The sequence below is a fragment of the Acidiphilium sp. C61 genome (genome assembly GCF_905116885.1).
Lineage (GTDB): Bacteria > Pseudomonadota > Alphaproteobacteria > Acetobacterales > Acetobacteraceae > Acidiphilium.
On the sequence record NZ_CAJHNI010000005.1, the window covers coordinates 2,791,641 to 2,805,486 of the forward strand.

The following is a 13,846-nucleotide window of genomic DNA, read 5'->3' on the forward strand; positions in this document are numbered from 1 at the left end:
ATCACTCGGTCATCCGGTCGAGCACGGGTATGGCGCGCAGAACCCTTTGCTTGAGCAGGATCGGGCCGATCAGCCCGGCGCTCATCAGCGTTGCGGCGAACGGGAGGAATCGCGCGCCGTTCCAGCCCGTGACCAGCAGCAGGAGCCCCTTGGCGAGGCCGATGAAAATGGTGTTGAAAAGATAAATCATCAGGGAATTCCGCCCGATCGTTTCGACAATGCGGACGGATGATAGGCATGGAATCCTTACCAGCGCATGAAGCGCCGGGATGGCCGCAAGCCCGAGCCCGAGCAGCCGCAGGTTGAACGGCAGCGCGCCGCCATCGGCCGCGATGGCCGTGCAGCCGGCCGCGAACACCGCGAGCAGCGACCAGCGCCAGCGGTCGATCCATCCCGTCCAGCGATCGCCCAGCGCTCCGGCGGCAAGGCCCGCGCCGAAGAAAATCGCATAGCGCCCGGCCTCGGCCAGATAGAGATGCCAGGGCAGGGGGGCGAGCTGGACCGCCGCGAACACCCCGATCACCGGCCAGAGGCGGCGGCCGCAGGCGGCGAACAGCGGCGGCGTCGCCACGCTGAGCAGGAACAGCGTTGCCAGATACCAGAGCGAATAGGCCGGGCTTGCCAGCGGTCGCCACAGCACGTCGGCAAGCCCGGCGACCAGGCCGCCCGGCATGTTGTCGACATGGATGAAGCGCGCGGCGGCGAGCTTTCCCGCGGTGATGACGAACGCCATGACGCCGAAGGGGATCAGCAGGCGCCGCACCCGCGCGCCGAACAGCGCCGGCCAGCGCGCGGGCGGCGCCGTCGCGTGGCCCGCCAGCCAGGCGACCAGCCCGCTCAGGTAGAAGAAGAACGGCATGTGAAAGCCATAGATCGCGCGACGCAGCGCCGGGTACCACACCACATGCGACGGCTCCTGCCGCGCCACGATGTGGCCAAAGACAACGAGAACGATCGCCAGCCCCTTGGCGCGGTCGATATCCGCCCGCCGGCTCACGGCAGGGCGGTGTCGATGGCGCGGCCCTCGCCCAGCGTGCCCCGCAGGAAGCCCCGCGCATAGGCAGCCTTGCACCGCAGGCCGATCTGGGCGGTGCTTCCTGCCGGCAACAGCCCGAGTGGGGCGAGCAGCAGCGCGTGCAGCAGGAAGCGCGCCGCCCGGTGAAGCCGCTTCTCGCCCAGGGCGCCGAGCATCACCGCCTCTGACACGCCCGACCAGTATTGCCGGCCGACCAGCCAGACCGGGTTGAGCCGGGCGCGGTCGATCTCGTGATACACGACGAGATCGGGGGTGAAGCGCACGCTCAGCCCGCTCTGCCGCAGCCGGCGCAGCACGTAGGTCTCCTCGTTCGAGATCATCAGCCGGCCGCGCCGGCCGAGGCAGGTGGGAAATCCGCCGAGGCGGGTGAGAACCTCGCGCCGGAAGGCGATGTTGGCGCCGTAGGGGTCGAGCCCCGCGGTACTCTCGTCCGTGCAAGGCGGGTCGATGATGGTCAGCACGGCGCGCAGCGCCGGCGGCCACCAGCCCGGCAGTTGCGCCTGCCATTGCGGCAGGATCAGCCCGCCGGTCGCCGCGAGATCGGGATCGGCGGCGATCGTGCGCAGCAACACCGCACACCAGTCCGGCCAGGGCGTCGCATCGTCGTCGAGATAGGCGATCCAGTCGCCGCGCGCGGAGGCGAGGGCGGCGTTGCGCGCCTCGCTCAGCCCGGGTGTTGGCAGCCGCAGGTGCCGCGCGCCGTGCTGTGTCGCTGCCGCGCGGATCGTCTCGGCCTGGTCCGGCGCCGAACCGGAATCGATCACGATTGCCTCAACTGTCTCCGGCAGTGGGGCCAGGGCGGCGAGGCAGCGTTCGGTCTGGCGACCACGATTATGGCTGCAAATCGCGATGCTGAGGCGGGCGGGACCGGCGGCTTCGTGGCGCATGGGTTCGTTTTTCCGCGACATGCAATTAAAGGTTGTGTATATCTGAACCTAATTGACCAGTAATTGCAATTTAATTGATGCGATATCGGCATTTCTCCTGCCTCGCGGCCGCAGCATTGCTCGCCTCTCTGCCCGCCCGGGCGGCGCACGCGGGCGGGCTCGGCAGCCTGTTGCCAATGTCGGTGCCGGGCTTCGGCACGGCGCCGGGCGTCTCGGCCCGGTCCCGGCTCTACCGTGGCGATCTGCCGGTGCCGGTTGCCCCGCTCGCGGCGGCGGGGCTGGAAATTTTTCCCCGCCTCACGACCGCCGCGGGGCTGGACACGGCGCCCGCTTCCGGCGCGCCCGCCACCGCAACCGCCAGCCTGCGGCCGGAAATCCGGCTGCTCGACCAGGATCTCGGGCTTGCCGGTTTCGCCGCCGTCACCCTCGACCGCTATGCCCGCGATCCCGCTGCCAATGCCAACCGGCTGACCACGGCGCTCGGCCTCGCGCTGCCCTTCGGCCCCGACCGGCTGACGCTCGGCGTCGCCCATGTCGATGCGGCGGAGACGGCGCTCGGCCTCGCCGCGGATGGCGGTGCCGCGCCGCTCGATGTCACCACCGATTCCGCCCGGGCCGGGCTCAGGCTCGGCCTCGGCGCGCTCGACGCCGCCGGAAGCATCGCGTTCGATGGCGAACGGGTGAGCGGCACCGCCGCCGCGGCGACCGGGTTTCGCAGCCGCCAGGGGCTGCGCGCGGAACTGCGGCTGGAAAATGCGGCACCGGCGCCGCTGCGCGCGCTGCTGATGCTGCGCGCCGGCACCGTACGCTATCCCGGCAGCGTCCCCGGCGGCATCGTTGCCGACAGTTCCAGCCTCGATGCGCTGGCCGGGATCGTGACGGACCCGCGGGCGATCTGGCGCCTGCGCGTCATCGCCGGCGCCGAGCGGACGCGATACGGGGCTGGCGGGCCGGCCTCCGGCATCGCCGCGATCGGCGATGTCGCGGTGGAATGGACGCCGGATGACCTCATCGCCGTCGCTCTCGATCTCTCGCGCCGCGCCGGCCAGGATGCGGGCTTCGGCAGCCCCGGCAGCATGCTGACCACGGAGCGTCTCGGCCTTGCCGGGTCCTATTCGCGCTCCCTGCTGCTCACGCTCGACGTCGCCGCACGCCAGGGCCGGATCGCCGGCCATGCCGCCGCCGAGATCGACCTTGCCGCCGGCGCGCGATGGCGGCTTTCGCGCGCCCTGTCGCTCCGCCCGTCGTTTCGCCTCGCCGGCCGTCACAACCTGCCCGGTGCCGCGTCGCGCCAGCTGTCGCTGACGCTGTCCCTGGTCTGGACGCCGTGAGCGGCGCGCCCTTCGCCCCGTTCGGCCTGCGGTTCGATGCCCCCGGTCCGGACGCCGCGCGCGATCTCGTGCTGGGCTGGGACCGGCAGCGACCCTTCGGCTATGTCGTGACCCCGAACGTCGATCATCTCGGCCGGCTGCGGCGGCAGCAGGCATTGCGCGCCGCCTATGACGAGGCCGCGCTCTGCCTGCTGGATTCGCGCGTGGTTGCCGGTCTCGCCCGCTTGTGCGGGGTGGCCCCGCCGCCGGTGGTCACCGGGGCGGACTTGCTTGCGGCCATCATGCCGGCGCTCGCCGCGCGCGGCGCGCGCGTGGCCGTGGCAGGGCTTGATGCGGCGGCGATGGGCGCCTTCGCGGCGCGCTGTCCGGGCATCGATTTCACCCATCACGAACCGCCGCGCGGCTTCGAGCACGACGCCGCCGCCCTCGGCGCGGTGGTGGCGTTCATCGAGCGCGCGCGGGCGGATTGCACGATCCTCGCCGTCGGCTCGCCGCGGCAGGAGGTGCTGGCGCGGGCGGTGCGCCGGCGCGGCCGCGCCGTCGGCATCGGGTTATGCGTCGGCGCCGCGCCGCTTTTTCTCGCCGGGGTGCTGCGCCGCGCGCCGGCGCCGCTGCGTGCGGCGGGGCTGGAATGGGCGTGGCGGCTGCTGTGCGAGCCGGCGCGTCTCGCACGACGATATCTGATCGACGGGCCGCCGGTCCTGCTCGCACTCGCGCGCGAGTTCCGCCGCCCCGCCTTGCCGCGGCCCGGCAGTTGCGCGATAGACGAACGCATAATCAACGGGATGGAGGCGCAATGTTCAGGCAGGCTGTCGCATGACGGCGTTCCGCTCGTCCCTCGATCCGCGCAGCGCCGCGTTCCGGGCGAATCATGAGGCGATGCGCCGGCTGGTCGAGGATCTGCGCGACAAGGTGGAGGCCATCCGCGAAGGCGGCGGTGAAGCGGCGCGCGAGCGGCATCTGGCGCGGGGCAAGCTGCTGCCGCGCGAGCGCATCCGCACCCTGATCGACCCGGCCTCGCCCTTTCTCGAATTCTCCCAGTTCGCCGGCCACGGCATGTATGACGAGCCGGTGCCGGCCGGCGGCATCATCACCGGGATCGGCCGCGTATCGGGGCGGGAATGCGTGATCGTCGTCAACGACGCGACGGTGAAGGGCGGCACCTACTACCCGATCACGGTCAGGAAGCATCTCCGCGCCCAGGCGATCGCGATGCAGAACCGGCTGCCCTGTGTCTATCTCGTCGATTCCGGCGGCGCCAACCTGCCCAACCAGGACGAGGTCTTCCCCGACCGCGAGCATTTCGGCCGCATCTTCTACAACCAGGCGCAGATGTCGGCGGCGGGGATCGCGCAGATCGCGGTGGTAATGGGCTCCTGCACGGCGGGCGGCGCCTATGTGCCGGCGATGGCCGATGAGAGCATCATCGTCCGCGAGCAGGGCACGATCTTTCTCGGCGGCCCGCCGCTGGTCAAGGCGGCGACCGGCGAGGTCGTCACCGCCGAGGCGCTGGGCGGTGCGGATGTCCATACGAGGGTCTCCGGCGTCGCCGATCATTTCGCCGAGTCGGACGCGCACGCCCTCGGCATCGCCCGGCGGATCATCGCCGGGCTCAACACCCGCAAGCCAGCGCAGATGGACCTCCTGCCGCCCCGCCCGCCGGTGGGTGCGCCGGATACGATCTATGGCGCAATCCCGGCCGATCCGCGCACGCCCTACGATGTGCGCGAGGTGATCCGGCTCATCGTCGATGCCGGCGAATTCGACGAGTTCAAGGCCCGCTACGGCACGACGCTGGTGACCGCCTTCGCCCGCATCTGGGGCTACCCGGTCGGCATCGTCGCGAATAACGGCGTGCTGTTCTCCGAATCCGCGCTCAAGGGCGCGCATTTCATCGAGCTTTGCGCCCAGCGGGGGATACCGCTGGTCTTTCTGCAGAACATCACCGGCTTCATGGTCGGGCGGAAATACGAATCCGGCGGCATCGCCCGCGATGGCGCGAAACTCGTCACCGCCGTCGCCACCGCGAACGTGCCGAAATTCACCGTGATCATCGGCGGCTCCTTCGGCGCCGGGAATTACGGCATGTGCGGCCGCGCCTATGATCCGCGCTTCCTGTGGATGTGGCCGAACGCGCGGATCTCGGTGATGGGCGGGCCGCAGGCGGCCGCGGTGCTGGCCACCCTCCGGCGCGACAATATCGAGGCCAAGGGCGGCGCCTGGTCGGCCGAGGACGAGCAGGCCTTCCGCGCCCCGATCGAGGCGCAATACGAGCGTCAGGGCCACCCCTATTACGCGAGTGCGCGGCTGTGGGACGATGGCGTGATCGATCCGGCGGAGACCCGCATGACCCTCGCCCTCGGCCTCTCGGCCGCGCTCAATGCGCCGATCGAGCCGACACGCTTCGGCCTTTTCAGGATGTGATGCGATGAGTGATCCGGTTGAGCTTGCCGTCGGCGCCGACGGCACCGCGACGATTTCGATGAACCGCCCGCAGCTTCACAACGCGTTCGACGAGGTGATGATCGCCGCGCTGACCCACACCTGCCAACGGGTGGGCGCGGATCCGCACGTCCGCCGCGTCGTGCTGGAGGGGCGGGGGAAAAGCTTTTCCGCCGGTGCCGATCTCAACTGGATGCGCCGCAGCGCCGCCTACACCCCCGACCAGAACCGGGCGGACGCGATGGGGCTGGGCCGGCTGATGCGGACGCTGAACGACCTGCCGAAGCCGGTGATCGGGCTGGTGCAGGGCGCGGCCTTCGGCGGCGGTGCCGGGCTTGCGGCATGCTGCGACATCGTGATCGCCGCCGAGGATGCGAAATTCTGCTTCTCCGAGGTCCGGCTCGGCCTGATCCCGGCGGTCATCAGCCCCTATGTCATCGCCGCGATCGGGCCGCACCAGGCGCGGCGCTATTTCTGCTCCGCCGAGGTGATCCCGGCACTGGAGGCGATGCGGATCGGGCTGGCGCATATCGTGGCGCCGCGCGACGGGCTGGCGGCGGCGCGGGACGCGATGATCGCGACCCTCGCCCAGGGCGGGCCCGAGGCGCAGGCCGATGCGAAGGCGCTCGTGGCCGATGTCGCCCATCGCGTCATCGACGATTCGCTGGTGGCGATGACGGCGCGCCGCATCGCCGACCGCCGCGCGACCGCCGAGGCACGGGAAGGCCTGACCGCCTTTCTCGAAAAACGGCCGCCCGCCTGGCGGGAGGGCTGAGCCGTGTTCGGGTCGGTCCTGATCGCCAATCGCGGCGAGATCGCCTGCCGGGTGATCCGCACGGCGCGGCGGATGGGGCTGCGCAGCATCGCGGTATTCTCGGACGCCGATGCCGGTGCCGCGCATGTCGCGCTGGCCGACCACGCGATCAGGATCGGGCCGCCGGCGGCGGCGGAGAGCTATCTCGCGATCGAGCGGATCATCGCAGCAGCGCGCCGCACCGGCGCCGAGGCGATCCATCCGGGCTACGGGTTTCTCAGCGAGAACGCTGATTTCGCGGAAGCCTGTGCCGCTGCGGGGATCATTTTCGTCGGCCCGCCTGCCGCAGCGATCCGGGCGATGGGCTCGAAATCGGCGGCCAAGGCGTTGATGGAGCGGGCCGGCGTGCCGCTGGTCCCCGGCTATCACGGCGCCGATCAGGATCCGGCGATGCTGGCGCGGGCAGCGGCGGCGATCGGCTATCCGGTGCTGATCAAGGCCTCCGCCGGCGGCGGCGGCAAGGGCATGCGCGTGGTCCGCGCGCCGGCCGATTTCGCCGCCGGGCTCGACCTCGCGAAGGGCGAGGCGCGCGCCGCCTTCGGCGACGACCGCGTGCTGGTCGAGAAATACCTGACCAGGCCGCGCCATATCGAGATCCAGGTCTTTGCCGACAGGCACGGCAACGTCGTCTCGCTGCACGAGCGGGACTGCTCGATCCAGCGGCGGCACCAGAAGATCATCGAGGAAGCCCCGGCGCCGCTGATCGACGAGACGATGCGCGCGGCGATGGGACGTGCCGCCTGCGATGCGGCGCGGGCGATCGGCTATGAAGGCGCCGGCACGGTCGAATTCATCGCCGAGGACGGCGCGTTCCACTTCATGGAAATGAACACCCGCCTGCAGGTCGAGCACCCGGTGACGGAAATGATCACCGGGATCGACCTCGTGGAATGGCAGTTCCGCGTCGCCGCCGGCGAGGCGCTGCCATTGTCGCAGGAGCGGATCGCCCGGCGCGGCCATGCCGTGGAGGTGCGGCTCTATGCCGAGGATCCGGCGCGCGACTTCGCACCCTCCACCGGCACGCTGGCGCGGCTGCGGCTGCCGGCGGAGAGCCGGCATGTGCGGATCGAGTCCGGCGTGCGCGAGGGCGATGCGGTATCGGTGCATTACGACCCGATGATCGCCAAGCTCGTCACCTGGGACGAGGACCGCGACGGCGCGCTGCGGCAGATGGCGCAGGCGCTCGCCGCTTGCGAGATCGACGGGGTGCAGACCAATCTCGGCCTGCTGCGCCGCATCGTCACCCATCCCGATTTCCGCGCCGCCTCCTTCGACACCGGCTTCATCGCCCGCCACGAGGCCTCCCTGCTGCCGGCCCGCGAAGCCGCCCCGCTCGCCGTGCTGGCGGCGGCATCGCAGTGCTGGCTCGCCGCCCAGCCGCATGTGCCCGACCCGGCCGATCCGTGGTCGCCCTGGGCCACCCGCACCGCCTGGCGGCTGAACGGCGCGCGCCATCAGGACGTGGCCTTCGCGGAGGACGGCACCACCCACCATCTCCGCCTGCATCTCCAGGATGCAGGCCGCTTCCGGCTCGAAAGCGGGGGCAGGGCGGTCGCGGTCAGCATCGCGACCGGCGCGGAAGGCGCGCAGCTGGTCGAGCTTGAGGGCGAGGTGACGCGGCTGCGCGCCGCCTGGCAGGGCGAGCGGATCGTCGTCTTCACCGATGGGGTCCGCCACGCGCTGGTCCCGGTCGACCCGCATGAAGCGACGGGCGAGGCCGAAGGGGCGGATTCGCGGGTGCGCAGCGTCATGCCCGGCAAGGTGGTCGAACTGGCCGTCGCTGCGGGCGACAGTGTAAAGGCGGGCGATCTGCTCGCGGTAATCGAGGCGATGAAGGTGCAGTTCCGCATCACCGCCCCGCGCGACGGCACGATCGCCGCCATCGACTGCGCGGTGGGCGACCTCGTCGAGGACGGCGCCGAGCTGATGGCCTTCGCCGACGATCACGACTGACAAACAATGGGGAGACCAAGCATGCTGTGCATCATGGGAACGATCAGGCTGCCGGCGGAGCGGATGGCGGCGGCGCGCGCGCCGATGGCGGCGATGATCAACGCGACCAGGGCGGAGGCCGGCTGCATCGAATATGCCTTCGCCGAAGACGTGCTCGAACCCGGGCTGATCCGCGTCAGCGAGCGCTGGACCGACCAGGCGGCGCTCGATGCCCATGCCGCCTCCGCGCACATGCAGGTCTGGCGCGCGGCGCTGCGCGAAATCGGCGTGCTCGGCCGCGATATCACGCTTTACGACATCGCCGCGCCGCGCCCGCTCTGACCCGCCCGCTTGCCATCCGGCGGGGATTGTGCAATTCCCGCTGCACCCTGCCGGGCGAATGGCATTTCGCCCGGCTATGCCCGTTTCCATGGGGGAAATTGGCGCCCACCGGCGCCGGGGCTGACATCAACCATAGGGGGACAGATGCCGCTTTATGAATGCGTGCTCATCGCGCGCAGTGAAATCACGCAACAGCAGGTCGACACCATTACCGACGCCGTGGCCGCACAGGTCGAGGGCGAAAGCGGTGCGGTGAAGAAGCGCGAATACTGGGGCCTGCGCAATCTCGCCTACCGGATCAAGAAGAACCGCAAGGGCCACTACGTCCTGCTCGGGCTCGACGCCGAACCGGCGACGATCAGCGAGATGGAGCGTCAGCTCGGCCTGAACGAAGACGTGCTGCGCTTCATGACCATTCGCATCGACGAGATCGACGAAGCGCCCTCCGCGCCGCTCGCCCGCCGTGGCGATGACCGTGACCGCGAGCGCGGGTTCCGTGGGCCGAAGCCGGCTGGCCGCTTCGATTCCGGCCGCCGCCGTGGCCCGGATGACCGCGAGGAATTTCGCGCCCGCGACGAGTTCCGCACCGATCGCGACGACGAGAACAACGAGGAGAACTGAGCCATGTCCGACAGCATCGAGACCGCGCCGGTCAATACCCCGGCCGCCCGTCGCGCCGCGGTCGGCGCACGCCGCCCGTTCTACCGCCGCCGCAAGGCCTGCCCGTTCTCCGGCCCCAACGCCCCGAAGATCGACTACAAGGACGTGCGGCTGCTCTCGCGCTTCCTCTCCGAGCGCGGCAAGATCGTGCCGAGCCGCATCACCGCCGTCTCGGCCAAGAAGCAGCGCGAACTCGCGCGCGCCATCAAGCGCGCCCGATTCCTCGCCCTGCTCCCCTACGTGGTCGATTGAGGAGCTAGAATCATGGCACAAGTCGAACTGATCCTGCTCCAGCGCGTCGAGCATCTCGGGCAGATGGGCGATGTGGTGAAGGTGAAGCCGGGCTACGCCCGCAACTTCCTCCTGCCGCAGGCCAAGGCCGTGCGCGCCACCAAGCAGAACCGCGAGCGTTTCGAGCGTGAGCGCGCCCATCTCGAGGCGCAGAACCTCAAGCGCCGCGAGGAGGCCGAGCGCATCGCCGAGCGCGTCGCCGGCCTGACCGTGACGCTGATCCGCCAGGCGAGCGACGCCGGCTCGCTTTACGGCTCGGTCACCTCGCGCGACGTCGCCGATGCGTGCGGCGAGGCGAGCCTCGGCATCGCCCGCAGCCAGGTGCTGCTGGTCAACCCGATCAAGACGCTGGGTCTCGCCACCGTTCACGTGGCGCTGCATCCGGAAGTCGTGATCGACGTTGTCGTCAACGTCGCCCGCTCGCCGGAAGAGGCCGAGAAGCAGGCGCGTGGCGAGTCGATCGTGCGCGAGGAAAGCGAATACGAACTCGAGACCGGCGAGGAAGACGCCGAGGCCGCGGAACAGACCGCCTGATCGTAGCCTGACGCTTCCAGAGCTGACAGACGGCGCCGATCCACGGATCGGCGCCGTTTTTTTTGCAGTTTGCTCCGATCCCCCGCCGCCGGGCAGCGCTCCGGCATGGAATGGTAGCCTTTCTGCCATTTCCCTCTTTTACGCGACAGTGCCCGTTACCAAATCCTTTCCAGGTTCTTCAGCCGGCGGAGATTTGTCATGCGGAAGTTACTGGACAAGCTGTTGAAACGCCTGGTTGCCTGCGGCGATCTGGGCGTGGTCTGGCCCGATGGAACGACCTCCCACTATGCCGGCCGCCCCGGCCGCACGGCGACCATCGCCCTTCGCGACGAGGCGGCGATCCGCCGTCTCGTGACCGATCCCGCCATGGCCCTCGGCGAGGGATACATGGACGGTTCGATCGAGCCGGTCGACGTCACGATCTACGATGTCCTGCATGTGCTGCTGTCGAGCGTGCAGGATATCGAGGGGCGGGTGCCGGTCCTGCGGGCACGCCGGGCGCTGGGCCGCCTGCTGCGGCCGCTGGCGCAGCTCAACGACGCTCGCCGCGCGAAGCGCAATGTCGCGCATCACTATGATTTGAACGGCCGTCTCTACGCCCTGTTCCTCGATCGCGACCGGCAATATTCCTGCGGCTATTTCCCGCGCGGCGACGAGACGATCGACGAGGCGCAGGCGGCGAAGAAGCGGCATATCGCCGCCAAGCTGCTGCTCGACCGCCCGGATCTGGAGGTGCTGGACATCGGCTGCGGCTGGGGTGGGATGGCGCTGACGCTGGCGCGCGACTACGGGGCCAGGGTCACCGGCATCACCCTGTCCGAGGAGCAGCTCGCCGAAGCCCGAAGCCGCGCCGCCACCGAGGGGCTGGCCGATCGCGTCAGGTTCGAGCTGCTGGATTACCGCGCGATGACCCGCCGCTTCGACCGCATCGTCTCGGTGGGGATGTTCGAGCATGTCGGCCAGCCCAATTACCCCGGCTTCTTCGCCACGATCGAGCGCTGCCTGAAGCCGGATGGCGTGGCGCTGCTGCATGCCATCGGCCGGTTCGACGGCCCGGATGTGACCAGCCCGTGGCTTGCGAAATACATCTTCCCCGGCGGCTATTCGCCCTCGCTCTCCGAGGTGTTCGCCCCGCTCGAGCGCTCCGGCCTGCGCAGCACCGATATCGAGATCCTGCGGCTGCATTACGCGAAGACGCTTGCCCTCTGGCGGAAGCGCTTCGCCTCCAACCGCGATGCCATCGCCTCGCTCTACGACGAGCGTTTCTGCCGCATGTTCGAATTCTACCTCGCCGGCTCGCAACTCGCCTTCGAGGTGCAGGACCACATGGTCTTCCAGATCCAGCTTGCCCGCCGCCAGGATGCCGTCCCGCTCACGCGGGACTACATGATGGATGCCGAGCGGGCGGCTCAGTCCCTGAGCCGCTCGATCTCCGCGCCGCAGGCGGCGAGTTTCCGCTCGACCGCCTCATAGCCCCGGTCGAGATGATAAACGCGGTTGACGATGGTCTCGCCCTTCGCGGCGAGGCCCGCGAGCACCAGCGAGAACGAGGCGCGCAGGTCGGTCGCCATCACCGGCGCGCCGGATAGCCCCGGCACGCCCCGCACGATCGCCGACGAGCCATGGACGTTGATGCGCGCGCCCATGCGGTTCAGCTCGGGCACATGCATGAAGCGGTTCTCGAAGATCGTCTCGGTGATCATCGAGGCCCCCTCGGCCACCGCCATCAGCGTCATGAACTGCGCCTGCATGTCGGTCACGAAGCCGGGGAAGGGCTCGGTCATCGCATCGGTGCCATGCAGCCCGTTGCGCCGGCTGATGGCGACGCCGTCGGCGGCTTCCATCACGTCCACCCCGGCCTCGCCGAGGGTGGCGACCAGCGCGCCGAGGTCGAACAGCCGTGCGCCGCGCAGCAGAACGCCGCCGCCGGTGATCGCGGCGGCACAGGCATAGGTGCCGGCCTCGATCCGGTCCGGCAGGATCGTGTGCCGCGCGCCGTGCAGCGCCTTCACCCCGCGAATCGTGAGCCGGTCCGAGCCGATGCCGGTGATCTCGGCGCCCATCTTGTTCAGGCATTCGGCGAGATCGCCGATCTCCGGCTCGCGCGCGGCATTGACCAGCACGGTCTCGCCCTCCGCCAGCGTGGCGGTGAGCAGAAGCTGCTCGGTCGCGCCGACCGACACGAAGGGAAAGGTGATCGTCGCGCCATGCAGCCCCTTCGGCGCGCGGGCGTTGATGTAGCCGCCATCGAGGGTGATCTCGGCTCCCATCGCCTCCAGCCCCTTGAGGTGCAGGTCGACCGGGCGGGTGCCGATCGCGCAGCCGCCGGGCAGCGACACGCGCGCTTCGCCGGTGCGCGCCAGCAGCGGGCCGAGAACGAGGATCGAGGCGCGCATCTTGCGCACGATGTCGTAGGGCGCCTCGGTATTGGTGATGGCGCCGCCCAGCGACAACCGCTTGGCCCCGGCTTCCTCGACGGCGATGCCGTGCTGTGCCAGCAACTGCGCCATGGTCGCGACATCGGCGAGCGCCGGAACGTTCTCGAGTTCCAGCCGCTCATCGGTGAGCAGGCCGGCGACCATGACTTTCAGCGCCGAATTCTTGGCGCCGGAAATGTCGATGACGCCCTCCAGCGGGCGGCCGCCGCGGATGCGGATTCTATCCATGAAGCCTCACAGTCTGGGGAGTGAAACGCCGCGCTGGCGCATGTATTTGCCGGCCTTGTCGGCATAGCTGATCTCGGGAGGTGAAGCGCCCTGGAGAAAGAGGAACTGGCAGATCCCCTCATTGGCGTAGATCTTGGCGGGCAGGGGGGTGGTGTTCGAGATCTCGATCGTCACCTGGCCCTCCCATTCGGGTTCGAGCGGGGTGACGTTCACGATGATCCCGCAGCGCGCATAGGTCGACTTCCCGAGGCAGATCACCAGCACGTCGCGCGGGATGCGGAAATATTCGACCGTATGCGCCAGCGCGAAGGAATTCGGCGGGATGATGCAGACCGGCCCCTTGCGGTCGACGAAGCTGTCGGATGAAAAATCCTTCGGATCGACGACCGCGGAATCCACATTGGTGAAAATCTTGAAATCGTCGGCCACCCTGGCGTCATAGCCGTAGGACGACAGGCCGTAGGAAATCACCCCGTCGCGCTTCTGGGTCTCGACGAAGGGCTCGATCATCCCGTGCGAAACGGCCTGCGCGCGAATCCAGTGATCCGGCATCACCGGCATGGCGAGTCTCCCGCCGGTTCCTGCGCTGGCGGCGGTGTCTCCGCGCGGGCCCGCGATTGCTGCTTGCGGCGCGCGAGATTGGCGCGCAGCGCCTCGGCCTCGCGCTGCCTGCGCGCTGCCGCGGCGGCCTCGGCTTCCGGGCGCCTGTCTTTTGTCCTGCCGTTCATGGCAGGACAAAGCGGGTTTGCGGCGCCGGCGTCAAGTGGCCGGCTTGCGCCCCGCGGCACCTTTCGATATACCGCCCCGCAACGCGGCGCTGTCATAGCTCAGGGGTAGAGCACCTCATTGGTAATGAGGAGGTCGAGGGTTCAATTCCCTCTGACAGCACCAGTTTCCCCGTAAATCCTGAT

15 protein-coding genes and 1 tRNA gene are annotated in these 13,846 nt (G+C 69.5%); 11 read left to right on the plus strand and 5 right to left on the minus strand.

The genetic code is table 11. The features are described 5' to 3' along the window. Position 1: 1 nt before the first annotated feature. Together HUW10_RS15910 and HUW10_RS15915 are read right to left on the minus strand one after the other, a co-directional pair. A complete protein-coding gene (locus tag HUW10_RS15910; protein WP_174504370.1) occupies positions 2–997 on the minus strand; it encodes an acyltransferase family protein in 996 nt (331 codons plus the stop codon). After that, positions 994–1,923, minus strand: coding sequence for a glycosyltransferase family 2 protein (locus HUW10_RS15915; RefSeq protein ID WP_174504371.1), 930 nt, complete (start codon positions 1,921–1,923; stop codon positions 994–996). The genes HUW10_RS15910 and HUW10_RS15915 overlap by 4 nt, the downstream gene beginning before the upstream one ends. Positions 1,924–2,000: 77 nt before the next feature. Here HUW10_RS15915 and HUW10_RS15920 point away from each other — a divergent pair, with 77 nt between their 5' ends. The 10 genes from HUW10_RS15920 (at position 2,001) to HUW10_RS15965 (ending at position 11,742) form a co-directional block, all read left to right on the plus strand. Continuing rightward, positions 2,001–3,254 (plus strand): outer membrane beta-barrel protein, encoded by a 1,254-nt coding sequence (locus tag HUW10_RS15920; RefSeq protein WP_236656449.1) that lies wholly within the window; start codon positions 2,001–2,003, stop codon positions 3,252–3,254. Continuing rightward, entirely contained in the window at positions 3,251–4,129 is an 879-nt protein-coding gene (locus tag HUW10_RS15925) for a WecB/TagA/CpsF family glycosyltransferase (RefSeq protein WP_174504372.1), read from the plus strand. The genes HUW10_RS15920 and HUW10_RS15925 overlap by 4 nt, the downstream gene beginning before the upstream one ends. Continuing rightward, entirely contained in the window at positions 4,071–5,678 is a 1,608-nt protein-coding gene (locus HUW10_RS15930) for a carboxyl transferase domain-containing protein (protein ID WP_174504373.1), read from the plus strand. The genes HUW10_RS15925 and HUW10_RS15930 overlap by 59 nt, the downstream gene beginning before the upstream one ends. Before the next feature lie 4 nt (positions 5,679–5,682). Beyond that, complete coding sequence (locus HUW10_RS15935) at positions 5,683–6,471, plus strand: enoyl-CoA hydratase-related protein (protein ID WP_174504374.1); 789 nt, start codon at positions 5,683–5,685, stop codon at positions 6,469–6,471. A gap of 3 nt (positions 6,472–6,474) precedes the next feature. Continuing rightward, positions 6,475–8,463, plus strand: a complete 1,989-nt coding sequence (locus tag HUW10_RS15940) for an acetyl/propionyl/methylcrotonyl-CoA carboxylase subunit alpha (RefSeq protein WP_174504375.1) — start codon at positions 6,475–6,477, stop codon at positions 8,461–8,463. Positions 8,464–8,484: 21 nt separating this feature from the next. Further along, the gene (locus HUW10_RS15945; protein WP_174504376.1) at positions 8,485–8,784 is read left to right on the plus strand and encodes a putative quinol monooxygenase; all 300 of its coding nucleotides are present in this window, start codon (positions 8,485–8,487) and stop codon (positions 8,782–8,784) included. Positions 8,785–8,928: 144 nt separating this feature from the next. Continuing rightward, positions 8,929–9,405 (plus strand): 30S ribosomal protein S6, encoded by a 477-nt coding sequence (rpsF, locus tag HUW10_RS15950; RefSeq protein WP_174504377.1) that lies wholly within the window; start codon positions 8,929–8,931, stop codon positions 9,403–9,405. 3 nt (positions 9,406–9,408) lie between these two features. Next, entirely contained in the window at positions 9,409–9,696 is a 288-nt protein-coding gene (gene rpsR / locus HUW10_RS15955) for a 30S ribosomal protein S18 (RefSeq protein ID WP_174504378.1), read from the plus strand. Positions 9,697–9,708: 12 nt separating this feature from the next. Beyond that, positions 9,709–10,269: a 50S ribosomal protein L9 gene (gene rplI, locus HUW10_RS15960; protein WP_174504379.1), complete on the plus strand. Its 561-nt coding sequence runs from the start codon at positions 9,709–9,711 to the stop codon at positions 10,267–10,269. Positions 10,270–10,467: 198 nt separating this feature from the next. Beyond that, positions 10,468–11,742 carry a cyclopropane-fatty-acyl-phospholipid synthase family protein gene (locus HUW10_RS15965; RefSeq protein WP_174504380.1) on the plus strand — a complete coding sequence of 425 codons (1,275 nt, stop codon included), beginning with the start codon at positions 10,468–10,470 and terminating at the stop codon, positions 11,740–11,742. Here HUW10_RS15965 and murA read toward each other — a convergent pair. From murA to HUW10_RS15980, 3 genes are read right to left on the minus strand one after another with little or no spacing between them, the layout of a single operon-like run. Then, a complete protein-coding gene (murA, locus tag HUW10_RS15970; RefSeq protein ID WP_174504381.1) occupies positions 11,679–12,935 on the minus strand; it encodes a UDP-N-acetylglucosamine 1-carboxyvinyltransferase in 1,257 nt (418 codons plus the stop codon). The two genes, HUW10_RS15965 and murA, sit on opposite strands and share 64 nt — an antisense overlap. A gap of 6 nt (positions 12,936–12,941) precedes the next feature. Further along, positions 12,942–13,496 carry a dCTP deaminase gene (dcd, locus tag HUW10_RS15975; RefSeq protein WP_174504382.1) on the minus strand — a complete coding sequence of 185 codons (555 nt, stop codon included), beginning with the start codon at positions 13,494–13,496 and terminating at the stop codon, positions 12,942–12,944. Next, entirely contained in the window at positions 13,487–13,663 is a 177-nt protein-coding gene (locus tag HUW10_RS15980; protein WP_174504383.1) for a hypothetical protein, read from the minus strand. Before HUW10_RS15980 ends, dcd begins: the two co-directional genes overlap by 10 nt. An 88-nt stretch (positions 13,664–13,751) precedes the next feature. On the opposite strand from HUW10_RS15980, the gene HUW10_RS15985 reads away from it, so the two are divergent. Further along, positions 13,752–13,826, plus strand: a tRNA-Thr gene (locus HUW10_RS15985). Positions 13,827–13,846: the final 20 nt, after the last annotated feature.